Origin of the sequence: Paramagnetospirillum caucaseum, assembly GCF_000342045.1 — a bacterium.
GTDB classification, from domain to species: domain Bacteria; phylum Pseudomonadota; class Alphaproteobacteria; order Rhodospirillales; family Magnetospirillaceae; genus Phaeospirillum; species Phaeospirillum caucaseum.
Genome location: NZ_AONQ01000014.1, coordinates 12646 through 36175, shown reverse-complemented (window position 1 = coordinate 36175; position 23530 = coordinate 12646). Strand labels below are relative to the sequence as shown.

Here is a 23530-nt window from a genome sequence, read left to right as displayed (position 1 = left end):
CACTTCACCGTCCATCCGTGGCCGGCGCAGCCGGCATCCGCGTCCATCCGTGTCCCGTGAAAAGCCGGAACCGTCATGACCCGCCCGAGGCTCAATCCCTGGGGCGAGCCCCGCCGGGCGCGGGTCGGCCTTCTGGGCGGCTCGTTCAACCCGGCCCATGACGGGCACCGGCACATCGCCCTGCTGGCCCTGCGGCTGCTGAGGCTGGACGAGGTCTGGCTGCTGGTCAGTCCGCAGAACCCCTTGAAGCCGGTGGCCGGCATGGCGCCGTTCCCCGAGCGCCTCGCCTCGGCCGAGGCGGTGTGCGCCGGCCATCCCCACTTGCGCCCCACCGCCATCGAGACGGAATTGGGCACGCGCTACACCGCCGATACCCTGGGCGTATTGCGGCGTCGCTTTCCCCGCATCCGCTTCGTCTGGCTGATGGGCGCCGACAATCTGGCCGGATTCCATCGCTGGGCCCGCTGGGAAAGCATCTTCCGCGCTGTCCCCGTTGCGATTCTGGCCCGCGGTCCCTATTCTGCCCGAACCCTGGGCGCCCAAGCGGCCCACCGCTTCGCCGGACGCCGCCTGCCCTCGCCGAGGGCCCGATTTCTGTGGCAAGGACAGCCGCCCGCCTGGGTGTTCCTGCACATCCGGCGCCACGCCGCCTCGTCTACCGCCATCCGCAACAGGAGAGAACCATAGCCCGCAAGCCCGCCGCCAAGGCCGAACAACCCGCCCCCGCCCCCAGTCTGGCGGAAATCGTCGCGGCCACCCTGGACGACCTGAAAGCCGAGGACGTCATCGTCCTCGACCTCAAGGGCCGCACCTCCATCACCGACACCATGGTCATCGCCACCGGCAAGTCGCAGCGCCAGGTGGGCGCCATGGCCGAATACGTGGAGAAGGCCCTGAAGCAGGCCGGCCAGAAGGTCACCACCGAGGGCATGCCCCAGTGCGACTGGGTGCTGGTCGATGCCGGCGACATCATCGTCCACCTGTTCCGCCCCGAGGTCCGCACCTTCTACAACCTGGAAAAGATGTGGGGCGCGCTGGAGGCCAAGGCCGACGCCCCCACCGCCAGCGCGGTGCGCGCCAAGGCCATCGAACAGGGCTGATGCGCCTGATCATCGCCGCGGTGGGCAAGGCCAAGGCCGGACCGGAGCAGGAGCTGTTCCGCCAGTACTGCCGCCGCCTGACGCCGCCGCCCGTCCTCAAGGAGGTGGAGGAGAAGCGTCCCCTCGCCGGCCCTCAGCTGAAGGCGCGCGAGGCGGAGCTTCTGCTGGCCGCCCTGCCCGAGGGCGCGGTGGTGGTGGCCCTGGACGAGAAAGGGCGCGACATGGGCTCGGTGGAATTCGCCGGCAAATTGCGCGGCTGGCGCGACGGCGGGGCCCAGGACGTCGCCTTCCTGATCGGCGGCGCCGACGGCCACGGCGACGCGGTGCGGGAAAGGGCCGGCCTGCTGCTGTCCTTCGGGCGCATGACCTGGCCGCACATGCTGGTCCGCGCCCTGCTGGCCGAACAATTGTGGCGCGCCCATTCCATCCTGGCCGGCCATCCGTACCACCGGACCTGATCCATGGGCATAGGACCTCTTGAAATTCTTGGGATCATGGCGCAAGGATGGCGGACCGGGAGTCGGCGCGGGTCCAAGGAGGGGTGGTGACGGAATCTGATATCCCGCCGGAAGAGCGGGCGGCATTCGAGGAATACGTTGTCAGGGTCGGCGGCACCAATATCAGCGCCCAGACCCTGCTCGCCACCGATTACCTCAACCACTTCAACGAAATCGTCATGCTGCTCGACATGGTGCCGGACATGCCGGACATGATCGAGGAATGCAAGATGTGGGCTCCGAAGAGCTACCAGGAGCATTTCGCCGATTCCACCTTCAAGGACAAGCTGCTGGCGGTGGAGGCCTATGACCGCGTGCCGTCCAAGTTCCGCCGCCCCTTCGAGGAGACCATCAACCACCTCAACACCCTGATCCTCGGCGGCGTCGCCAAGCTGGAGGACGAGATCGTCGGCGGCACCGACCCGGCGCTCACCGCCGAGCACGTCAAGGCCATCAGCCGCGCCGCCCAGGCCCTGATGGACTGCGCCAACGCCATCATCCACGGCTCGGACCGCGCCATGGCTCAGGTCGAGATCGATGGATTGCTGGGCGGGTCCTAGGCTGTATCGACATTCAGGAAATTCGGCTGATTTCAGGCCAGAGCGTCTTCCTGACAGAAATTTCAGCCACAGGTAAACACAGATGAATTGAGAATATTCCTTATCTGTGTCCCGCGTAGCGGGAATCTGTGTTCATCTGTGGCCCGTTTTTCGTCCCATCCGCTTGAATGTCGATTGGCCCTAAATCTTCCTGGCCACCCAGCCGCCGAAGCACAGCGCGCGGAAATAGGGTTCCGGCCGGCCGAAGCCGGTTTCGGCCAGCAATTCGGCCAGGCGGGCCTCGGTGACCGGGAAGATGTCGCGGTCCACGTGGCGGAAGCCCTTTTCCACCTCGGCCTCGGGAATCCCCGCCGCCAGTTGCAGGTGCCGCCACCAGCCGCGCAACTGCTGCTGCCACGCGTCGCTCCAGGCGCCGAACAGGTCGGCGAGGATCAGGGGGGCGCCGGGCTTGAGATGGGCGGCGATCTCGTCGAGCAGGGCCTTCTTCGCCCCGTCGTCCTTGAGGAAGTGCATCACCAGCAGCAGCGAGGCGGCGTCGAAGGGCTCGAACTTCGGCAGATCGCCGACCTTGACGGGATAGAGCCGCACCCGGGCGGTGAGGTCGTGCTCCTTCACCTTGGCCTCGGCGTGGTCGAGCATCTCCTTGCTGGGATCGACGCCCACCACCGAGAGGTTGGGGCAGCTTTGCGCCAGGGCGATGCATTCGGCCCCCGTCCCCGCCCCGATCACCAGGGCGCGGCCACGGCCGGAGGTGGTTTCGGCGACGATCTGGCACGACAGGACGTGCAGGGCGTCATAGCCGGGAATGGCCTCCCTCACCCGCCGGTCATAGGCGGCGGCGCGGTCGGCGTCCCAGTGCCGGACGGTATCGTGACTCATGCCTGCTCGTCCCCCTCGCCGGGAAATCCGTCCAGTTGGCGCAACGCCTCGGCGGTAGCGACGGACGCCGCCAGGGCCACGTTGAGCGAGCGCGCCCCGGCCCGCATGGGAATGCGGATACGGGCATGGGCCCGTTCGGCCACCTCGCGCGGCACGCCGGAGCTTTCCCGCCCCACCATGATGGTGTCTCCCGCCTGGAAAGGAAAGCGGTCATGGCGCATCTCGGCCCCGGTGGTGAGCAGCACCAGCCGGCGCCCCTCGGCGGCCAGGGCGGCGGCGAAGGATTCCCAGGACGAATGACGGGCGTAGCGGGCCTGATCGATATAGTCCATTCCCGCGCGCCGGACTTTACGTTCATCAAGGACAAAGCCGCAGGGTTCGATTATATCCACCGCCACGCCCAGGCAGGCGGACAGGCGCAGCAGCGTTCCCGCGTTCTGCGGGATGTCCGGCTGGTAAAGGGCGAGACGGAGAAGATCCAAGGGGGGAGTCCCGGCGGCGAATTCGGCGTGCGGTGTGATGGTGCTTTGCAGCAACGTCATATTAGCCGTCGCGCATGCATGTCGAGACGGCTGTTGAATCGACTCTGACGATGTGGTTAATAGTCGCGCTTCCGCGGGCCAACAAGAGGATTAATCATGGCTGATCAGGCACACAATGCCCAGCCCTCGTCGGTGGACGGGCAGACACGGCGGGACTTCCTGCTGTATGCCACCTCCGCCGTCGGTGCGGTGGGGACCGGTTTGGCACTTTGGCCGTTCGTGCATAGCATGAACCCGGCCGCTGATACTTTGGCGCTTTCTACCACCGACGTCGATATCTCGGCCATCAAGCCGGGACAGTCCGTCACCGTGGTGTGGCGCGGCAAGCCGGTCTTCGTCCGGCACCGCCTGCCCGAGGAAATCGCCGACGCCGCCAAGGTCAACACCGCCGACCTGCGTGAACCCGAGACCGATACCCAGCGCGCCAAGAAGCCGGAATGGCTGGTCCTGATCGGCGTCTGCACCCATCTGGGCTGCGTGCCGCTGGGCCAGAAGCCCGCCGACCCCAAGGGTGAGTTCGGCGGCTGGTTCTGTCCGTGCCATGGGTCGCACTACGACACGTCGGGCCGTATCCGCAAGGGTCCCGCACCGTCCAATCTGCCGGTGCCGCCTTATCAGTTCACCACCGACACCACCGTCCGGATCGGCTGAGGGGACCCGTCATGAGCGACTTCAAGAGCAACAACAAGGTGGTCAACTGGATCGAAGAGCGCCTGCCCGTCTTCTCGATGATGCAGCACAGCGCGATCGAATATCCGACCCCCCGCAATCTGAACTACTGGTGGAACTTCGGTTCGCTGGCCGCGGTGATGCTGATCATCATGATCCTCACCGGCCTGTTCCTGGCCATGAACTATTCCTCCCACACATCGCTGGCCTTCGACTCGGTCGAGCGCATCATGCGCGACGTGAATTACGGCTGGCTGCTGCGCTACCTGCACGCCAACGGCGCCTCGATGTTCTTCATCCTGGTGTACATCCACATCTTCCGCGGCCTGTACTACGGTTCGTACAAGTCGCCGCGCGAGATCCTGTGGTTCATCGGCATCGCCATCTTCCTGGCGATGATGGCCACCGGCTTCATGGGCTACGTGCTGCCCTGGGGCCAGATGTCCTTCTGGGGCGCCACGGTGATCACCAACCTGTTCTCGGCCTTCCCGGTGGTCGGCGATTACATCGTCACCCTGCTGTGGGGCGGCTTCTCGGTGGACAATCCGACGCTGAACCGCTTCTTCGCGCTGCACTTCCTGCTGCCCTTCGTCATCGTGGGCCTGGTCGTGCTGCACGTCTGGGCGCTGCACACCGTCAAGTCAAACAACCCGCTGGGTATCGACATGAAGGGGCCGCAGGATTCCATCCCCTTCCACCCCTTCTACACGATCAAGGATCTGTACGGCATCGGCCTGTTCCTGATGTTCTACATGGCCTTCGTGTTCTGGGCGCCCAACTTCTTCGGCGAGCCCGACAACTACATCCCGGCCAATCCGATGGTGACGCCGCCCCACATCGTGCCCGAATGGTACTACCTGCCGTTCTACGCGATCCTGCGCGCCTTCACCTTCGACCTGCCGCTGCTGCCGGCCAAGCTGCAGGGCGTGCTGGCCATGTTCTCAGCCATCCTGATCCTGTTCGCCCTGCCCTGGCTGGACAGCTCCAAGGTGCGCTCGGCCAAGTTCCGTCCGCTGTACCGCCAGTTCTTCTGGCTGTTCTTCGTGGACTGCATGGTGCTGGGCTATGTGGGCGGCAAGCCGGCGGAAGGCGTCCTGATCAAGGTCGGCCAGTTCTGCACCGCCTACTACTTCGCCCACTTCCTGCTGATCCTGCCGCTCCTGTCGCGCATCGAGAAGCCCAAGCCGCTGCCCGCCTCCATCGCCCAGCCGGTGGTCAAGGCCGCCGCCCTGCTGGCCATGATCGGCTTCGGCATCGCCGGCTTCGGTGGCCAGGCCCAGGCCAGCAGCGCCGGCATGCCGGAGTTCAAGAAGCCGGCCGCCGCCTTCTCGTGGGAAGGCATGTTCGGCAAGCATGACCAGGCGGCGCTCAAGCGTGGCTGGCAGGTGTTCCACGACGTGTGCGCCAACTGCCACTCCATGAAGCTGGTGGCGTACCGCAACCTGGCCGACATCGGCTTCACCGCGGACGAGGTCAAGGCGTTCGCCGCCGAGAAGGAAGTCCCCGACGAGCCCAACGACGAAGGCGTGGTCAACAACCGCCCCGCCCGTCCGTCGGACCGCATCGTGCCGCCCTTCGCCAACGACAAGGCCGCCGCGGCGGCCAACGGCGGCGCCCTGCCGCCCGACCTGTCGCTGATGAACAAGGCGCGTCCCAGCGGCCCCTACTACGTCTACTCGCTGATGCTGGGGTACGAGGACGCCGCCCCCGAGGGTCATCCGATCCCCGAAGGCAAGTTCTTCAACCACTACTTCCCCGGCAACGCCATCAGCATGCCGGCGGTGATCAGCGACGACATCGTCGCCTATGCCGACGGCACCAAGGCGACCAAGGAGCAGGTGGCCTACGACATCGTGACCTTCCTCAACTGGGCCGCCGAGCCCGAGTTGGACGCCCGCAAGTCCATGGGCGTCAAGGTGATGGTGTTCCTGGCCCTGCTGACCGCCCTGATGTACGCGCTGAAGCGCCAGATCTGGAAGGACGTGCACTGAGGAGCGGGCCCGCGCCTCGAAGCATATCCCACCTGAACGGTACGGCCGTCCTCCTAACGGAGGGCGGCCGTTTCGTTTGGCCCTTGCGCCCCGCCGTGATATGGTCCGCCCGCGCGTGCCGTCTTGGGGCCATAGTCCGTTGAGCAAGCAGAAGATTTCCCTCGATCATTCCACCTGGGTGCTGGTGCGCCGCCTATTCAACGAGGGCATGCGCCCCTACATGGGCAAGGTGATGGCCGCCGTGTTCTGCATGGTGGTGGGCGCCGCCGCCAATGCCGGCTACGCCCTCTTGATGGACCCGGTGGTCAACAAGATCTTCACCGAGAAGCGCCCCGAATTCCTGGTGCCGCTGGCGGCCGCCGTGCTGGCCACCTTCGCGGTCAAGTCGGTGTGCAATTACGGCGAGGCGGTGTTCCTGTCCAAGGTCGGCCTGCGCGTCATCGCCGACATGCAGTCGCGCCTGTTTTCCCACCTGATGCGGCTCGACGTCGCCTTCTTCCACGCCAATTCCACCGGACGCATCCTGTCGCGGCTGACCAACGACATCTCGCAGATGCGCTTCGCGGTGTCCGACGCCCTGACCGGCGCCGGCAAGGACGCCTCGTCGGTGCTGTTCCTGATCGGCGCCATGTTCTACCAGGACTGGCGGCTGTCGGCCTGGACCTTCTTCATCTTCCCCATCGCCATCCTGCCCATCCGCAAGCTGGGCCGGCGCATGCGCAAGGTCACCGCCAACACCCAGGAGCACATGGGCCAGCTGACCACCTATCTGGAGCAGGCGGTCCAGGGCATCCGGGTGGTCAAGGCCTATGGCATGGAGGATTACGAGAAGCGCAAGGTCACCGCCCTGGTCGAGATGCTGCAGGACCTGATCTACAAGGCGGCCCGGGTGCGCGCCGCCTCGTCGCCGATCATGGAACTGCTGGGCGGCATCGCCATCACCGTGGTGATCCTCTACGGCGGCACGCGGGTGGTGGCGGGCGAGACCACGCCGGGCGCCTTCTTCTCGTTCATCACCGCCCTGATGCTGGCCTACCGCCCCATCAAGTCCCTGGCCGCCATGAACACCAACCTGCAGGAAGGCCTGGCGGCGGCGGCACGGACCTTCTCGGTGCTGGACACCCAGCCCAGCATCGTCGAGAAGGACGGCGTCCCCGACCTGGTGGTGCTGGAGGGCAAGGTCAGCTTCGATGGCGTGTTCTTCACCTATGACGGCGCCAAGGCGGTGCTGGACGGCATCGATCTGGCCGTGCCGGGCGGCAAGACGGTGGCCCTGGTCGGCCCCTCCGGGGCCGGCAAGTCGACGGTGCTGAACCTGCTGCCCCGCTTCTACGACGTCACCGACGGCCATGTTCTGGTGGACGGCCAGGACGTGCGGGGGGTGAGCCTGGCCAGCCTGCGCGCCAAGATCGCCCTGGTCAGCCAGGAAATCACCCTGTTCGACGACACTATCCGCGCCAACATCGCCTATGGCCGCTTCGGCGCCACCGACGAGGAGATCGAGGCCGCCGCCCGCTCGGCCGCCGCCCACGACTTCATCGTCGGCCTGCCCGAGGGCTACGACACCGTGGTGGGCGAGCGCGGCCTGAACCTGTCGGGCGGCCAGCGCCAGCGCCTCGCCATCGCCCGGGCCATGCTGAAGAACGCCCCCATCCTGCTGCTGGACGAGGCCACCAGCGCGCTGGACACCGAATCCGAGCGCCAGGTGCAGACCGCCCTGGAACTGCTGATGAAGGGCCGCACCACCATCGTCATCGCCCACCGCCTGTCCACCGTGGTCAACGCCGACCTGATCCATGTGCTGGACAAGGGCAGGGTGATCGAATCCGGCGACCACAACGCCCTGATGGCCAAGGACGGCACTTACGCCCGCCTCTACGCCATGCAGTTCGCCGAGGAAGCCTCCAAGGCCGACGGAGGCTGAAGCCCATGGACGCCATGCCATGAGTTGGGCCAAGCGCATCGGCAAGAGCGAGGGATTGCGCGGGCTGTTGTGCTGGCTGGGCTCGCTCTATATCCGCTTCGTCTTTCTCACCGGGCGCTGGAGCGTGGTCAACGGCGGCCATGCCCAGGCGCTGTGGAATGCCGGCCAGCCCTTCATCCTGGCCTTCTGGCACGGCCGCATCCTGATGATGCCCAGGTCGTGGCGCTCAAGCGTGCCCATTCACATGCTGATCAGCCAGCACCGGGACGGCCAGCTGATCGCGCGGACCGTGTCACATTTCGGCATCGACACCGTCCAGGGCTCCACCACCCGGGGCGGCAGCGCGGCGCTGCGCGCCATGCTGAAATTCCTGAAGAACGGCGAGTGCGTCGGTATCACCCCCGACGGCCCCAAGGGGCCGCGCATGCGGGCCAGCGACGGCATCGTGGCGGTGGCCCGGCTGGCGCAGGTTCCCATCCTGCCCGCCACCTTCGCCACCAGCCGCCGCAGGCTGCTCTCCAGCTGGGACCGCTTCGCCGTGGCCTTGCCGTTCTCCACCGGAATCTTCGTCTGGGGCGACCCGATCCTGGTGCCCAAGGAGGCCGGCGAGACGGCCATGGAAGCCGCCCGCCAAGCGGTGGAGGACAGCCTCAACGCCATCACGCGGGACGCCGATGCCAGGGTGGGGCAGGATACGCCGGAGCCGGCCTCATGATTCTAGGGCCGCGACGTACACCAGATGCGCAAATAGACCTGATCGATTGGTCCGCCGGTACCGGGTTCGACCGGTTGGGGGCGCAAAACCTCTCGGGCCAGCCAGTCGCAGCGGATGAGAAGGCCGGGCACCATGAGGATCAACGCGCTATGGTCGCCCTGGGGGCTACGATAGGTACAGCGCAGTGCGGTATCCCGTTCCCGCCATTTCTCAAGGTATTGGGTCTGATGCCGGATATCCCCCCGCCGCTGTTCGACGCCATCGACTTCGTCGCCGGCGTCGTTACCCGCTCCGCTCAGGACTTGTTCGGGATGATCGGGATTCCGCAAAGGGCAGTCCACCACGGCACCGAAGGCCGGCGTGGCAGCGACAATCAGGGCAATAAAAGACAAAAAACGAAGCATGGACATGTCTCCAGGCCCATGCTGCCACACTCACTTATGTTTGATAACGGAATAGCGTTCGGCTCGGCCTCCGAATTGGATAAATCGTTTCTGCGGATCAAGGTCCTTCGCCTGATCCAGCACCCAGATTCCCGGCGTGATGCCCTTGGTTCCGTATTGGATGAAGACGGCGGCATGGTTGCCGCTCGATGCATTGCGGTAGCGGCCATCGACGAAGGTGGCGATGGGCGTGCCGCGCTCCACCGGCGGATCTCCGAAATTCCGGATGGGCGGACCTTCCTGCCAGTCGGCGGCGCGGCCCACTTCCGGCGCGAGGTGCTTGACCAGCGCGACGCATTCGCTGCTCTCGCCCACCTGCTTGCCGTCGGCGATGACCTTCGCCATCCTGGCTTCGAAGTCCTTGACCACATATCCGTGTTCCGAGGCGGTCTTGGACCAGCGCCCATGGTCATCGCGGGGCTGGGCGGGGTCGTAGGTGTTCGGCATGGCGAAACTCCAATGAAAAAAACTGCCCGATGGGGGCAGCTTGGCTGTGGACGTAATTATGGCGTTGATGTACCCAGCCTAGTCGCCAACGACAATGTTGTCAATTTGTTCTCTTTTCCGGAGGCGGTATGATCTACCGCCTGTACCGGGGACTGACCACCATGGGCGGGCCGCTGATCGCCGCCTATCTGGAGCGGCGCAAGGCGCGCGGCAAGGAAGACGCCGCCCGCTTCGCCGAGCGCCTGGGTCATCCCGGACAGCCCCGCCCCGCCGGGCCGATAGTGTGGATGCACGGGGCCTCGGTGGGCGAGGCGCTGTCCATGCTGCCGCTGGCCGAACGCCTGATCGCCCGGGGCCTGGGCGTGCTGATGACCACCGGCACAGTCACCTCGGCCCGCCTGCTGGCCGAGCGGCTGCCCGCCGGCGCGATCCACCAGTACGTGCCGGTGGACCGCATCGCCTATGTGCGGAGCTTCCTCAACCACTGGCGGCCCGATCTGGCGCTGTGGGCGGAATCGGAATACTGGCCCAACCTGCTGGCCGAGACCCGCCATCGCGGCATTCCCCAGGTGCTGATCCAGGGCCGCATGTCGGCCCGCTCCTTCGCCTCGTGGAAGAAGGTTCCCGGCTTCATGCGCAAGATGCTGTCGGGCTTCGCGCTGTGTCTGGCCCAGACCGAATCCGACGCCGGGCGCATCCGCGCCCTGGGGGGGCGCGACGTGCGCTGTCTCGGCAATCTCAAATACGCGGTGGCGCCGCTGCCCTGCGACGGCGCGGCGCTGGAGAGCCTGAGGACCGCCACCGCCGGGCGGCCCCTGTGGCTGGCGGCCAGCACCCATCCGGGCGAGGAAGCCATGGCCGGGCGGGTGCACGCCGCCCTCGGCCTTGCCGGCCTGCTGACCGTCGTCGTGCCGCGCCACCACACGCGGGGGCCCGAGATCGCCGCCGGGTTGCGGGCGCAGGGGCTGGCCGTGGCGCTGCGCTCGGCCGGCGAGGCGGTCGCCGCCGGAACCCAGGTCTACGTGGCCGACACCATGGGCGAACTGGGACTGTTCTACCGCCTGGGCGGCCCGGTCTTCGTGGGCAAGAGCCTTTGCGCCGGCGGCGGCCAGAACCCCTTCGAACCGGCCCTGCTGGGCGCCGCCGTGATGTTCGGCCCGCTGATGGACAACTTCCCCGACATGGCGCCGTCCATGCTGGCGGCGAAAGCCGCGCTGCGGGTCGGGGACGAGAACGAACTGGCGGCGGCGGTCGGCGCCCTGCTGGCCGACCCGCCGGCCCTGCGGGCGGCGGGCGCGGCGGCCCAGGCCTGGGCCGAGGGCGAGGCCGGAGTGCTCGAGCAGGTGGAGCAGGCGCTCTCCCCCTTCCTCGCCCCCCTGGAGGCCGGCCATGCGCGCCCCTGACTTCTGGCGCAGGGACACCGCCCTGTCCCGCCTGCTGAACCCGCTGGGGGCGGTCTACGGCTGGGCGGTACGCCACAACCTGGAGCGGGCCGAGGAATACCGCCCCGCCGTGCCGGTGATCTGCGTCGGCAACATCGTGGCCGGCGGGGCCGGCAAGACGCCGGTGGGCATCAGTCTGGCCCGGCGGCTGATCGCCGCCGGCCGCAACCCCCATTTCCTCACCCGGGGCTATGGCGGCACCGAGGTGGGGCCGCGCGCCGTCGACCTCGACCGCCACGACTTCACCCGCGTCGGCGACGAGGCGCTGCTGCTGGCCCGCGAGGCGCCCACCTGGGTGGCGCGCTGGCGCCCCGACGGCGCGGTGGCCGCCGTGGAAATGGGCGCCGAGGTGATCATCATGGATGACGGCTTCCAGAACGGCTCCATCGCCAAGGACCTGTCGCTGGTGGTGGTGGACGGCGAATACGGCTTCGGCAATGGCCGCGCCATGCCGGCCGGGCCGTGCCGCGAGCCGCCCGGCCAGGGGCTGGCCCGCGCCGACGCCATGGTGGTGATCGGCGAGGACCGCAGCGGGCTGGCCGGACTGGCCCGCGCCCACGGCCTGCCGCTGCTGGCCGCCCGGCTGGTCCCCGGCCCCGAGGGCGCGGCGCTGTCGGGCCGCAAGGTGGTGGCCTTCGCCGGCATCGGCCGGCCGGAAAAGTTCTTCGCCAGCCTGAAGCAATGCGGGGCGCGCCTTACCGCCGACCATTCCTTTCCCGACCACCACCCCTTCGCCCGCGCCGAGATCGAGGCGCTGCTGGCCGAGGCCGAGGCCAACGAGGCCCAGGCCGTCACCACCGCCAAGGACGCGGTACGGCTGCCCGCCGACCTGCGCGCCCGCGTCGCGGTGCTCGGCGTGACGCTGGACTGGGAGGACCCCTCTCTGCTAACTCCCCTGTTCGACCGGATCGGAGTGCGGGCATGAAAGGCAAGGAACTGCGCCAGCGGCTGGAGGCCCTGGGCGCCCGTGCGGTGTGGGGGCTGTTCGCCCTGCTGCCGCTGGATGCCGCGTCGGGCCTGGGCGGCTGGCTGGGCCGCACCGTCGGCCCGCTGCTGGGCGGCGTCAACCGGGTGGCGCGGCGCAACCTCAAGGCCGCCTTCCCCGACAAGGGCGACGCCGAGATCAACGCCGTCATCCGCGCCATGTGGGACAATATCGGCCGGGTGGCCGGCGAGTTCCCCCACCTGAAGCGCATCGCCGCCGAACGGGTGGAACTGATCGGCGGCGAGAACATCGACCTGCTGAGGGACGACGGCCAGGCCGGCATCTTCATCTCGGGCCATATCGGCAACTGGGAGATCAACGGCGCGGTGGCGGCCCGGCACGGCCTGCCCCTGCATCTGGTCTACCGCGCCGCCAACAACCCTTTTGTGGAGGATCTCTATCGCCGGGGCCGCGCCGACGCCTGCCACGCCCTGATCCAGAAGGGATCGGAAGGCGCCCGCCAGGCGCTGCTGGTGCTGAAGAAGGGCGGCCATCTCGGCATGCTGGTGGACCAGAAGATGAATGACGGGGTGCCCATCCCGTTCTTCGGCCGCGACGCCATGACCGCCCCGGCCCAGGCCGCCTTCGCCACCAAATTCAAGTGTCCGCTGGTCCCCGCCCGGGTCGAGCGCCTCAAGGGTGCCCATTTCCGCCTCACCGTCCTGCCGCCCATGGACTTCCCCCACACCAACGACAACCACGAGGACAACCGCCTGCTGCTGGTCCGCATCAACGCCCTGCTCGAAGACTGGATCCGCGAGCGGCCGGAGCAGTGGCTGTGGGTCCACCGGCGATGGCCGGAATGAGCGAGTCCTTCACCGCCTATCTGGCCGCCCCCGGCTTCGAGGCCGATTTGCGGGTCGAACTGGGCGAGGTCAGTGCCGAATACGGCCGCCTGATGCTGTCGCCCGGTCCGGCCAAGCCGGCCGCCTGGGCGCAGAATATCTGGACCCGGCCCCAGGTGCTGGAAGTGGCCTCCATCGGCGCGGCAGCCAAGGCGCTGAAGGCCATCCAGCGCAACTGGTGGCCCTACGAGTTCCATCTGCACCGCCGCACCGCCCTGCTGGTGGAGAAATTACCCAAGGTCTCGGCCAGGCCGCTGACCTTCGGCGATCCGGCCCCCACCGCGCCGCTGGGCTCGTTCACCTGGATGGACGAGGGCCATGTGCTGGCGGCGGCGGCCTGCTCCAGCCCCTTCCCCAACGGTGAACCGGTCTTCGTCGAGGACCGCGTCACGCCGCCCAGCCGCGCCTATCTCAAGCTGTGGGAGGCCCTGACCCTGGCCGGGGAGATGCCGGGGCCGGGCCAGACCTGCGTCGACCTCGGCGCCTGCCCCGGCGGCTGGACCTGGGTGCTGGCCTCCGCCGGCGCCCGGGTGATCAGCATCGACAAGGCACCCCTGGCGCCCAACGTCGCCGCCATGCCCAACGTGGAGTACCGCCAGGGCAGCGCCTTCGGGCTGGAGCCCACCGAGATCGGGCCGGTGGACTGGCTGTGCTCGGACGTCATCTGCTATCCCGAACGCCTGCTGCGGCTGGTGGAGCGCTGGCTGGAGACCGGGCTGGCACGCAACTTCATCTTTACGCTGAAATTCCAGGGTGACACCGACCATGCCACCGCGCAGGCCTTCGCCGCCATTCCCGGATCGCGTCTACTGCACCTGGCCCACAACAAACACGAGCTGACCTGGATGCGACTTGCCACCCTATGCCCTTAGGAGTAAACCAGTAAGCTTCGGGGAACATCCTGCCGGGACCTATCGCCTCATGTCTGTCGCCAAGCTTCCGCCGCCGGTGGAGATCGATACCGAGACCAAAAAGGGAGTCATCGAGGGGCTGAAGAAGGTGCTGGCCACCTTCCAGCAGGCCGGTCTGGTGGACCCGGGCATCACCTACCAGCAGGTGATCTCCGACCCCGACGTGCTGCAGGCCTTCATCAAGACCTTCCAGGCCAAGCGCGACATGGTCGACGACGTGGTCCGCGCCAGGGACGGCGACGGGCCGGTGCGCGACGAAAGCACGCCTTTGGTGTGCGGCATCAGCCTGGGCCAGATTCAGCAATTGCTGGTGCGGACCTGCGCCAAGAAGATTTTCGAGGCCGACAAGCCCATGGAGACGGTCACCGAGACCGTCACCAAGACTTCCATGTTCGGCCTGATCAAGAAGACCGAGCAGATCGAGCGCCAGGCGGTCGATCCGGTCGAGGAACGCAAGATCCGCGAGCTGTCGCGCTACATCGCCTTCGGCTGGCAGCTGCCGCTGCTCGAGACCTACCGCGCCAGGCTTTCCTATCCCCAGATCATCGAGATCGGCGAGGATATCGTGGCCCTGCCCACCATCGCCCATATCGAGGCGGTGGCCCAGTTCGAGCCCGACAAGCTGAAGAAGGTCAAGGCCGCCGTAGGCGCCGATTTCGGCGCCATTCTCGCCGAGCGCCCCCAGGCCATCGGCGGCATCTCGGTGTGGAACCGGGACATGTTCGAATTCTTCCGCAAGACCCTGGGCGACCACGCCTGGGCCTTCTTCGCCCGCGACCCGGCCTTCTTCAACGTCTGCGCCGCGCTGGACAAGTCGGTGGCCAAGATCTTCGGCGACATGCTGTGCTACATCGCCGCCGAGAACCTGCAGGAAATCCAGCGCCTCAACATCGACAAGGTCGAGGTGATGGTGCACTCGCTGAAAACCGGCTTCGGCCCCCGCGCGCCGGAAATCCTGGCCATCCCCGCCTTCGCCAAGGATATCCTGCGCAAGGTGGTGGACAACCTCCTGCACATGACCCAGGACAAGGACAAGCTGATGCTGGCCTTCGGCCTGTCGATCAAGGCCATGGTCCCGGCCGTGGACGAGTGGCTGGCCAAGCGGCATTGATGCCGGGCGACTCTTCCCCGGTCCCGGGCGGATACCCGATTATTTCGGGAACACCGGAAAACTGTTTGACCGAAACGATAATCCGCTTCCTGGTACGACCGGAACCGTCCATGCCATTCGCTGAATATTTACAATAGGCCACGGATGCTGCATGGTCATTCGATCATGAGTTCGGGCGCCGACATCCTGCGATTGCTGATTATCGAAGACAACCCTGGGGACCAGCGGTTGATCGAGATCGAGTTGGCCGACGCCCAGCCCACCTGGAAGATATCCGGCCGCCGGGCCCTGGGCGAGGCTGCCAAGGACGCCCCGTTCGAGGCCTTCGACTGCATCCTGTCCGACCTGGGCCTGCCCGACGCGTCGGGCATCGAATCGGTGCTGCAGCTGAAATCCTGGGCGCCCGACAAGCCCCTGGTGGTGCTGACCAGCCTGGACGACGAGCGGATGGCCCAGGAAGCCATCCGGGCCGGCGCCCAGGATTACGTGGTCAAGTCCGACGCCGGCCTGACCCTGCTGCCCCGCGTCATCCGCCACGCCATCGAGCGCCAGCACGCCCAGACGGTGCTGGAGGCCTCGCACCGCACCAGCCAGGCCCTGCTGGACGCCAGCCACGACATCGCCATGCTGCTGGACGCCGAAGGGCGCATCCTGACGCTGAACACCGAGGCCGAGCAGTACCTGAACGCACCGCCCGACACCACGGTGGGACAATCCATCTTCGACCTGCTGCCCGAGGCGCTGGCCGAGCATCGCCGCTCGTTCCTGGCCGAGGCGCTGGAGACCGGGCGCACCGTCCAGTTCGAGGATACCGACGGCATCCACTGGTTCGCCAACCGCCTGCTGGCGGTGGCCGGTGTCGGAGCGGGCGAGCACCGCTGCGCCATGTTCTCGCGCGACATCACCTCGGAGCGGGCGGTAGCGGCCAAGCTGGCCGAGGCCAAGGAAGAGGCCGATTTCGCCAACCGCGCCAAGACCGAGTTCATGGGCCGCATGAGCCGCGACATCCGCACGCCCTTGAACGACGTCATCGGCTTCGCCGAGATGATCTCCGCCGAGATGCTGGGCACCATCGCCCAGGCCGGCTATCGCGAATACGCTGAATCCATCCTCAATTCCGGCAGCCAGATCCTGAAACTGCTGGACCGCATCACCGACGTCTCCATGCTGGAATCGGCGCTCTTGAAGGACCAGGCGTCCTACCGCGATCTGGTGGAGCTGTCGCCCGACCTGATCTGCGTCTGCGTCGACGGGGTGATCGAGCGCATCAACGCCGCCGGACTGGGCATGCTGCGCGCCCCCTCGGTCTCGGCCTGCGAGGGCAAGCCTTTCTCCGAGTTCGTCCACCCCGACTACCGCGCCATCTTCGAGGGCGGCCTCGACACCCTGTACGAGGAAGGCCACCCCCTGCCGGTCAAGGTGGTGACCTTCGCCGGACGGGTGCGCGACGTGGAGCTGTCGGCGGTGCCGCTGCGGCGCGAGGCCCACAACGCCACCCTGCTGGTGGGACGCGACACCACCGAAGTCACCGCCGCCATGCGGGCGGTGGCGGCGCGCGAACACCGCATCCGCGCCATCATGGACACCGTGCTGGACGGCATCGTCACCATCGACGAGGACGGCACCATCCTCAACGCCAACCTGTCGGTGGAGCGCATCTTCGGCCATTCCCTGTCGGAGCTGATCGGCGCCAACGTCTCGACCCTGATGCCCGAACCCGATGCCGGCAAGCACGACGGCTACATCAGGAACTACCTCGCCACCGGCATCGGCGCCATCATCGGCGTCGGGCGCGAGGTGATGGGCAAGCGCAAGGACGGCTCGCTGTTCCCGGTCCACCTGTCCGTCTCGGAACTGCGCGTCGAGAAGCGCCGCCTGTTCACCGGCACCATCCGCGACCTGACCGAGAACAAGCAACTGGCCCAGCGCGTCGCCTATCTGGCCAACCACGATCCGCTGACCGACCTGCCCAACCGCACCCTGCTGACCGACCGCCTCGGCCAGGCCATCGCCATGGCCCGCAACGCCGGGCTGCACGTGGCGATCATCACCGTCGACCTGGACGGCTTCACCACCATCAACGATTCCATGGGCCACGACGTGGGCAATTCCCTGCTGCGCGAGACGGCGCGGCGCCTTGCCCAGGCGGTGGCGTCGGGCGGCACCGCCGCCCGTCTGGCCGGCGACGAGTTCGCGGTGGTCATCGCCCAGGTGCGCGAGATGGACGAGGTCACCGCCGCCGTCCAGCACATCCACGACATCCTGAACAAGCCCTACACCATCCACGGCTCCGAGATGGTGGTGCCGGTGGACATGGGCGTCTCGGTCTATCCCCGCGACGGCGACGACGCCCTGGAACTGCTGCGCAACGCCGAGATGGCGCTGCACAACGTCAAGCGCCGCAGCGACCAGCGCATGGGCTATTTCGACGCCGCCATGTCCTTCGCGGTGACCGAGCGCATGACGCTCGAGCGCTCCATCAAGGATGCGCTGCGCGCCGGCCAGTTCGAGCTGTTCTACCAGCCGCAGGTCCGCCTGGCCGATTACGCCCTGGTGGGGGCCGAGGCGCTGATCCGCTGGCGCCATCCCGAGCTGGGCATCATCACCCCGGACAAGTTCATCCCCGTCGCCGAGGAAACCGGCCTGATCGTCCCCATGGGCAGCTGGGTGCTGCGCCAGGCCTGCACCCAGCTGCGCCGGTGGAACGATTCCGGCATGGTCGGCCTGCGCCTGGGGGTCAACATCTCCGGCCGCCAGTTCCGCGAGGCCGACCTGGCCGACATCGTCGCCGACTGCATCTCGGAGACCGGGGTCAATGCCAGGGACCTCGACCTGGAACTGACCGAGAGCATGCTGATGGCCGACGGCGAGGGCACCCTGAAGCTGCTGCGCTCGCTGGCCAAGCTGGGCGTCACCCTGTCCATCGACGATTTCGGCACCGGCTATTCCTCGCTGGCCTACCTCAAGCGCTTCCCGGTGGACACCGTCAAGATCGACCGCGCCTTCGTGCGCGACCTGGATCAGGACGAGGACGGCCGCGTGCTGGTCAACGCCATCATCTCGCTGGCCCATTCCCTGTCGCTCAAGACCATCGCCGAGGGCGTCGAGACCGAATCCCAGGCGGCCCTGCTGGCGCGGCACGGCTGCGACGAGATCCAGGGCTACATGATCGGCCGGCCCATGCCCGCCGCCGACTTCACCACCTTCGCCAAAAGCTACCACCCGCGCGGCCCGGAAAAGGTCGGGGCGTTGCGGGCGGGGCACAGTTGAATGACTGAGAGGATCGGGTCATGACCGGCACCGTCGTCGTCGTTGAGGACAACGCGATGAACATGAAGCTCCTGGAGCAGGCGCTGACCATCGCGGGCTACACCACCGTCAAGTCGTCGGACGGCGACGGTCTGGTCGACCTAGCCGCCGGCAGCGGCGCCGGCGTCATCCTGATGGACATCCAACTGCCCAAATATTCCGGCATCGACCTGCTGAAGCAGCTGCGCGCCGACGACCGCACCAAGAACGTGCCGGTAGTGGCGGTGACCGCCTTCGCCGACCCGGATTCGGTGGCCGGCTTCATGGAGGAAGGCTTCAACCAGGTCATCACCAAGCCCATCTCCATCCGCAAGCTGCTGGACGAAGTGGCGCGCTATTGCGGCGGGCAGTAGCAGGCCGCAATAGCGCAATGGGCCGCCCTACCGCCGCGGTGCCGGGGATTCCAGGAACTCGGCCACCGCCTGATAGAGCTGGCGGCGGTTCTTCTCGATCAAGGCCGCGTGGGTGGCCTCGCCCACCATGACGTAGCGCTTGTAAGGCGAGGAGGCGAGCTTGTTGAACAGCTTCATGCCCATGGCCGGCGGCGCCTCGGCGTCCCATTCGCCCTGGATCACCAGGGCGGGCACCGACAGGCGCTCGGGGTTCCAGCGCGGCTTGCCCGACGCCCAATAACGCATGGTGTCGAGCACCACGCCGTTGGGGGCGCGCACCGTGTTGAGGGTGGCCGGCTCGGCATCGCTGGCCAGGGTGGCCTTCAGCCATTCGCCGAAGACGGCCTTGGGCAGCACGCCGTCGCGCTTGGTCTCGGGCACCGCCTTCAGCCAGATGTCGCGGGCGTCCTTGGGGTCCACCTGGCGCCAGGCGGGGACCCGCGCCAGATCGGCATCGGTGGGCGGCGGCACCTCGCGCAGCCATTGCGGGGCGTAGAGCACCAGGCGCTCGACCTTGTCCTGGGCGGTGTTGGCGAAGGTGCCGGCCAGGGTGGCGCCCCACGACCAGCCCACCAGCACCACCTTCTGGGAATTGCGCCGCGACAGGATGAAATCCACGGCGCGGCTGACGTCGTCGACCGCCTCGGCGGTATCGACCACCGGGGGGTTGGCCTCGGGGGCCTGCTTCATCTCGGGCGGGCGCCCCGACTTGCCGTAGCCGCGGATGTCGAGCGTATAGACGTCGTAGCCCCGCGCCGCCATCCAGTCCATCCAGCTCTGGCCGTCCACCGCCATGTCGAAGGAGGAATGGGCGGGATAGGTGGCGCCGTGGAGGAACAGCACCGTCTTCTCGGGCTTGACGTCGTAGAGGGCCGCCGGGTGCTTGTTGCGGATGTAGAGCTTCTGATCCGGCCACTTGCTGCCGATCATGAATTCCTCGGTCACCGTTTCGGCCCGGGCGGTGCCCGCCGCCCCCGCCAGCATCGCGGCGGCCAGAAGCCCCAGCCGCCAGCCCGTTCTCATGGTCATCGCCCGTCCGCTCCCTTATTGATCACGCCGCTCCGGCCCCCACCGGCAGGCGCACGGTCACCACCGTACCCTCACCGGGGACGGAAGCCAATTCCACCCTTCCGCCATGCAGGTCGACGAAGCGCTGGACTAAAGCCAGGCCGATGCCGGAATCGTCGTCGGCCCGGCCGGCCGGCAGCGCCTCGCGGCGTCCGCCCAGGGCGAAGCCGCCGAACAGACGCTCCTGCTGCTCGTCGGACAGGCCCGAGCCGGTATCGCTGATGGTGAGCGCCAGTTCCGTCGCCCGCCGCTCGGCCCGCACGGTCACCCTGCCGCCCGAGGGCGTGCGCTTCAGGGCGTTGCCCAGCAGATTGAACAGCACCTGCCGCAAACGGCGTTCATCGGCGACGATCCAGCCGATATCCAGCGGGCAGTCGAAATCCAGGTGCAGCTTCTTCTCCCGCACCCTTTCCCGCACCAGCCCCAGCACCCCCGACAGCATGGGATGAATATCGACGGTGTCCAGCTCCAGGGCCATCTGCCCGGCCTCGATGGCGGCGAGGTCGAGGATGTCGGAGATCAGCGCCTGCAACCCCTGGCCCGCCTCGGTGATACCGCGGGCGTATTCGTGCTGGCGCTTGTTGAGCTTGCCGAAATACTCGGCGGCCAGCATCTCGGAAAAGCCGATCACCGTGGTCAGCGGCTTCCTGACCTCGGCCGAGACATTGGCGATGAACTCGCTCTTCAGCAGGTCGGCGGCGGCCAGCGCCTCGTTCCGTTCCCGCAGCGCGCGCTCGACCCGCGCCGAATCGGTGACGTCCAGCCAGGTCAGCAGCATGGCGCCGTCGGGCAGCGGCACCGAGGCGAAATCCACGATGGAATCGTCCAGGCGCTCGACCCGGCCGCTCTGGGGCGCCCTGGTGTTGAACAGGGCCATCAGGCGCTCGCGCACCTCGGGCCACACCGAGGCGCGCTCGGCGCCGCCCTCGAAATAGGGGCGGTGGGCCTCGACCAGTTCGGCCAGATGGGGTTCGGCCTCCAGCATGGCGGCGGGCAGGTTCCAGATACGGGCATAGGCGGGGTTGTAGAGCCTGAGCCGCCCGTCGCCCCGGAACACCGCCACGCCCTCGTGCAGGTGGTCCAGGGTTTCGCGCTGCACCGCGAGCGCGGTGTTGAACGAGCGCTCCAGCGCCAGGGTGTCGGTGACGTCCTCGTAGGTGAAGATCAACCCGCCATAGGGATGGGCGGCGATCATCCGGCGCAGGGTGCGGCCGTCGGGCAGGTGCAGCAAGGTTTCGGCGGCGTCGATCAGCGAGATGAAGCGCTTCAGTTCGTCTTCCTTGTAGGCGCGGTAATCGGCCACCTCGGGCAGCAGGCGGCGTTCGCGCAGCGAGTCCAGCACCGCGCCGTAGGTGGGCTGGGCCGACAGCCACTCGGCCTCCAGCCGCCACAGCCGGGTGAAGGCGGTGTTGAAGAAGGTCAGCCGCGTGTCGGTGGAGAAGATGGCGATGGCGGTGGCCAGATGCTCCAGCACCTGGGCATGGGCGCTGGCGTGGCGGGCCAGTTCTACCTGCAAATCTTCGATGCGGGTGAGGTCCAGGGCGTAGCCGGCGGTCAGCAGCCCGCCGTCGCCGGCCTCGAACGGCGCCTCGGTGATCTCGGTGAAGCGGCGCTGGCCGCCCAGCACCAGATGGAAGGATTCGGCGCGGGGCTCGCCCGCCGCCCGGGCGCGGGCCGCCAGGGCGCGGGCTTCGCGCACCGAACCGTCCGAGGCCAGTTCGATCTGCCCCGCCACCGCCGCCTGGGGCGAGGCCACGTCCACCGCCCTAGCATAGGCCCGGTTGACGTGCAGCAGGGACAGGTCGTCGTCGCGCACCCAGACGGGAATGGGCAGCACGCCCAGCAATCCCTCGATCCGCTCGCGCTCGCCGGCCAGCCCGGCCAGGCGCGAGGCCAGTTCCGCCTCGAAGGCAGCGCCCTCGGTGACGTCGTGCATCCAGATCAGGTCGGCCAGGCCCTGGCCGTCGGGTCCCGAGGCCCGCACGCCCACGGCGCGGACCCGGCGGCCGCCGTCGCGCAGGCGCAGTTCCAGTTCGAAGCCCTGGCCCTCCTCGCGCAGGCGCCGCGCCGCGTCGTCCAGTTGGGCGGCATCAGCGGCGGCGAAGGATTCCAAGACGTCGGTGAAGGTGGACTCGGTGCCGCCGAACAGCCCCAGCAGAACGGCGAGGCGGCGCGAGCAGGTCTCGCGCTCGGTCCCCAGCCAGGCGTAGAACCCGTCGGGCGCCGCCAGCAGGCTCTCGCCCAGCCGCTCGGCCAGGGTGGCGGTCCGGCCGGCCTCGGCGGCCATCGCGGCCATGCGCCAGCGCAGCAGCGCCAGCGCCGCCACGGCGGGGACCAGCACCAGCAGGGCGCCGGTCCCCAGCGACAGGGGATCGAAACGGAGCTGGACCAGGGCGTGCGCCTCCTCGGCCACGGCGTTCCCCGCCGTCAGCATCACGCCCAATCCCGCCGCGAGTCCCGCGCGCATTCCCGATTCTCCCCAATACGGCCCCAAAGTGCCGGTGAGCGGCGGAAAAGACAAGGGGCGGTTGCCCCTTTGCCTTCCGGCTGCTACACCTCGGCCGCTGTTCCGAGGAGGGCTTGTTATGCTGAAGGGCGTTTACGACTGGATGATGGCCAAGGCGGCCCACCGGCACGCCATCTGGTGGCTGGCCTTCATCTCGTTCGTGGAAAGCTCGTTCTTCCCCATTCCGCCCGACGTGATGCTGATTCCCATGGTGATCGCCGCCCCCACCCGCTGGCTGCGCATCGCCATGATCTGTACCATTGCTTCGGTGGCCGGCGGCTTCCTCGGCTATGCCATCGGCGCCTTCGCCATGGATTCCATCGGCATGGCCATCCTGGGCGCCTTCCACCTGCAGGAAAAGTTCCAGGCCTTGAAGCCGATCATCGACGAATGGGGCGTGTGGTTCATCATCGTCAAGGGCGCCACCCCCATTCCCTACAAGCTGGTGACCATCACCGCCGGCGCCTTCGATTTCGACCTGGCCAAGTTCACCTTCGCCTCCGTGGTGGCGCGCGGCATGCGCTTCATCCTGGTGGCGGCGCTGCTGTGGAAGTTCGGCCCGCCCATTCGCGATTTCGTCGAACGCCGCCTGACCCTGGTCACCAGCGTGTTCATCGTGGTTCTGGTGGGCGGTTTCCTCGTGGTCAAGCTGCTGTAGCAGGCCTTCGCGAACTCCTCCTGGCGAGCCGTTGATAACCTTCGGCTTCCGGCGCAAAGACCTTGCCCAATCACCGCTATTGAATTATTCTATTTCTCACTCTGGCGTTCGCCCCAGCTCCCCCCACTCCGCCGGGGCGGGCCGTCAGGGCCCCACCGCTCAATCTCAGGGAGACGGGTGGGAAATGGGCATCGCTCGCGCCACCCTCCCCCCATACGGGGCGCGAAGCTGCCACGGGCGGCGAGGGACGGAGCCGAGAGAATCGGCCCCCATCCCTCGCCGGCCCATAAATTCTCCGATGCCGGCCACCAGAACAGCCCGCCATCCCGACGCCGGGATGGCTGCATGGAATGGGAATATTGATTTCAGAAAGAAAAAGCCCCGGCCTTGGGAGGAAGGCCGGGGCTCGTGGCCGTCGTCGCAAATGTCCGGAAGCAGCGGGATGGGGGGGGAGAGCCCCGGACATTCATAAGCGACGGCGGTCTTTTCGATCCGGGTCCGGCGCGGCGGGAGGAGAGGCCGCGCCGGACCCTTGG

General features: G+C 67.6%; 22 protein-coding genes and 1 pseudogene. 17 read left to right on the top strand and 6 right to left on the bottom strand.

What is annotated here, in order from left to right; translation table 11 throughout:
- Window positions 1–75: 75 nt before the first annotated feature.
- From H261_RS07055 to H261_RS07040, 4 genes are all read left to right on the top strand, one after another.
- Window positions 76–687 carry a nicotinate-nucleotide adenylyltransferase gene (locus H261_RS07055; RefSeq protein ID WP_008615851.1) on the top strand — a complete coding sequence of 204 codons (612 nt, stop codon included), beginning with the start codon at window positions 76–78 and terminating at the stop codon, window positions 685–687.
- The gene (gene rsfS / locus H261_RS07050) at window positions 597–1100 is read left to right on the top strand and encodes a ribosome silencing factor (RefSeq protein WP_235062887.1); all 504 of its coding nucleotides are present in this window, start codon (window positions 597–599) and stop codon (window positions 1098–1100) included. Before H261_RS07055 ends, rsfS begins: the two co-directional genes overlap by 91 nt.
- The gene (gene rlmH / locus H261_RS07045; protein WP_008615837.1) at window positions 1100–1558 is read left to right on the top strand and encodes a 23S rRNA (pseudouridine(1915)-N(3))-methyltransferase RlmH; all 459 of its coding nucleotides are present in this window, start codon (window positions 1100–1102) and stop codon (window positions 1556–1558) included. The genes rsfS and rlmH overlap by 1 nt, the downstream gene beginning before the upstream one ends.
- A gap of 83 nt (window positions 1559–1641) precedes the next feature.
- Window positions 1642–2157: a hypothetical protein gene (locus H261_RS07040; RefSeq protein ID WP_008615835.1), complete on the top strand. Its 516-nt coding sequence runs from the start codon at window positions 1642–1644 to the stop codon at window positions 2155–2157.
- Window positions 2158–2337: 180 nt separating this feature from the next.
- Here H261_RS07040 and H261_RS07035 read toward each other — a convergent pair whose 3' ends face one another.
- Window positions 2338–3036, bottom strand: coding sequence for a class I SAM-dependent methyltransferase (locus tag H261_RS07035; RefSeq protein ID WP_008615834.1), 699 nt, complete (start codon window positions 3034–3036; stop codon window positions 2338–2340).
- Window positions 3033–3518 carry a tRNA (cytidine(34)-2'-O)-methyltransferase gene (locus H261_RS07030; RefSeq protein WP_040475919.1) on the bottom strand — a complete coding sequence of 162 codons (486 nt, stop codon included), beginning with the start codon at window positions 3516–3518 and terminating at the stop codon, window positions 3033–3035. The genes H261_RS07035 and H261_RS07030 overlap by 4 nt, the downstream gene beginning before the upstream one ends.
- A gap of 156 nt (window positions 3519–3674) precedes the next feature.
- Here H261_RS07030 and petA point away from each other — a divergent pair, with 156 nt between their 5' ends.
- The 5 genes and pseudogenes from petA (at window position 3675) to H261_RS07010 (ending at window position 8877) form a co-directional block, all read left to right on the top strand.
- Window positions 3675–4229, top strand: a complete 555-nt coding sequence (gene petA, locus H261_RS07025) for a ubiquinol-cytochrome c reductase iron-sulfur subunit (RefSeq protein ID WP_040475906.1) — start codon at window positions 3675–3677, stop codon at window positions 4227–4229.
- 11 nt (window positions 4230–4240) lie between these two features.
- A pseudogene (locus H261_RS25985) lies at window positions 4241–5473 on the top strand (cytochrome b); the annotation flags it as partial.
- 12 nt (window positions 5474–5485) lie between these two features.
- Entirely contained in the window at window positions 5486–6238 is a 753-nt protein-coding gene (locus H261_RS25980) for a cytochrome c1 (RefSeq protein WP_322096290.1), read from the top strand.
- A gap of 139 nt (window positions 6239–6377) precedes the next feature.
- On the top strand, window positions 6378–8162 hold the full coding sequence (gene msbA / locus H261_RS07015) for a lipid A export permease/ATP-binding protein MsbA (RefSeq protein ID WP_008615830.1): 1785 nt from the start codon (window positions 6378–6380) through the stop codon (window positions 8160–8162).
- A gap of 19 nt (window positions 8163–8181) precedes the next feature.
- Entirely contained in the window at window positions 8182–8877 is a 696-nt protein-coding gene (locus H261_RS07010) for a lysophospholipid acyltransferase family protein (RefSeq protein ID WP_008615829.1), read from the top strand.
- Window positions 8878–8879: 2 nt separating this feature from the next.
- Here the strand turns inward: H261_RS07010 and H261_RS07005 are convergent, their stop codons facing one another.
- Together H261_RS07005 and H261_RS23265 are read right to left on the bottom strand one after the other, a co-directional pair.
- On the bottom strand, window positions 8880–9281 hold the full coding sequence (locus H261_RS07005) for a hypothetical protein (RefSeq protein WP_040475904.1): 402 nt from the start codon (window positions 9279–9281) through the stop codon (window positions 8880–8882).
- Window positions 9282–9311: 30 nt separating this feature from the next.
- The gene (locus H261_RS23265) at window positions 9312–9767 is read right to left on the bottom strand and encodes a BPSL0067 family protein (protein WP_008615827.1); all 456 of its coding nucleotides are present in this window, start codon (window positions 9765–9767) and stop codon (window positions 9312–9314) included.
- Window positions 9768–9895: 128 nt separating this feature from the next.
- Here H261_RS23265 and H261_RS06995 point away from each other — a divergent pair, with 128 nt between their 5' ends.
- The 7 genes from H261_RS06995 (at window position 9896) to H261_RS06965 (ending at window position 18723) form a co-directional block, all read left to right on the top strand.
- The gene (locus tag H261_RS06995; protein WP_008615825.1) at window positions 9896–11170 is read left to right on the top strand and encodes a 3-deoxy-D-manno-octulosonic acid transferase; all 1275 of its coding nucleotides are present in this window, start codon (window positions 9896–9898) and stop codon (window positions 11168–11170) included.
- The gene (gene lpxK / locus H261_RS06990) at window positions 11157–12134 is read left to right on the top strand and encodes a tetraacyldisaccharide 4'-kinase (protein ID WP_008615823.1); all 978 of its coding nucleotides are present in this window, start codon (window positions 11157–11159) and stop codon (window positions 12132–12134) included. Before H261_RS06995 ends, lpxK begins: the two co-directional genes overlap by 14 nt.
- Window positions 12131–13000 (top strand): lysophospholipid acyltransferase family protein, encoded by an 870-nt coding sequence (locus tag H261_RS06985; protein ID WP_008615820.1) that lies wholly within the window; start codon window positions 12131–12133, stop codon window positions 12998–13000. Before lpxK ends, H261_RS06985 begins: the two co-directional genes overlap by 4 nt.
- Window positions 12997–13911 (top strand): SAM-dependent methyltransferase, encoded by a 915-nt coding sequence (locus H261_RS06980; protein WP_040475902.1) that lies wholly within the window; start codon window positions 12997–12999, stop codon window positions 13909–13911. Before H261_RS06985 ends, H261_RS06980 begins: the two co-directional genes overlap by 4 nt.
- Window positions 13912–13960: 49 nt before the next feature.
- The gene (locus H261_RS06975; protein ID WP_008615816.1) at window positions 13961–15061 is read left to right on the top strand and encodes a hypothetical protein; all 1101 of its coding nucleotides are present in this window, start codon (window positions 13961–13963) and stop codon (window positions 15059–15061) included.
- Between the two features lie 165 nt (window positions 15062–15226).
- Complete coding sequence (locus tag H261_RS06970; protein ID WP_152426748.1) at window positions 15227–18331, top strand: EAL domain-containing protein; 3105 nt, start codon at window positions 15227–15229, stop codon at window positions 18329–18331.
- Window positions 18332–18351: 20 nt separating this feature from the next.
- Window positions 18352–18723 (top strand): response regulator, encoded by a 372-nt coding sequence (locus H261_RS06965; protein WP_008615806.1) that lies wholly within the window; start codon window positions 18352–18354, stop codon window positions 18721–18723.
- Window positions 18724–18750: 27 nt separating this feature from the next.
- Here the strand turns inward: H261_RS06965 and H261_RS06960 are convergent, their stop codons facing one another.
- Together H261_RS06960 and H261_RS06955 are read right to left on the bottom strand one after the other, a co-directional pair.
- Window positions 18751–19791, bottom strand: a complete 1041-nt coding sequence (locus tag H261_RS06960) for an alpha/beta hydrolase (protein WP_008615804.1) — start codon at window positions 19789–19791, stop codon at window positions 18751–18753.
- Between the two features lie 22 nt (window positions 19792–19813).
- Window positions 19814–22297 carry a sensor histidine kinase gene (locus H261_RS06955; RefSeq protein WP_235062885.1) on the bottom strand — a complete coding sequence of 828 codons (2484 nt, stop codon included), beginning with the start codon at window positions 22295–22297 and terminating at the stop codon, window positions 19814–19816.
- Between the two features lie 118 nt (window positions 22298–22415).
- On the opposite strand from H261_RS06955, the gene H261_RS06950 reads away from it, so the two are divergent.
- Window positions 22416–22994: a YqaA family protein gene (locus H261_RS06950; RefSeq protein WP_008615800.1), complete on the top strand. Its 579-nt coding sequence runs from the start codon at window positions 22416–22418 to the stop codon at window positions 22992–22994.
- Window positions 22995–23530: the final 536 nt, after the last annotated feature.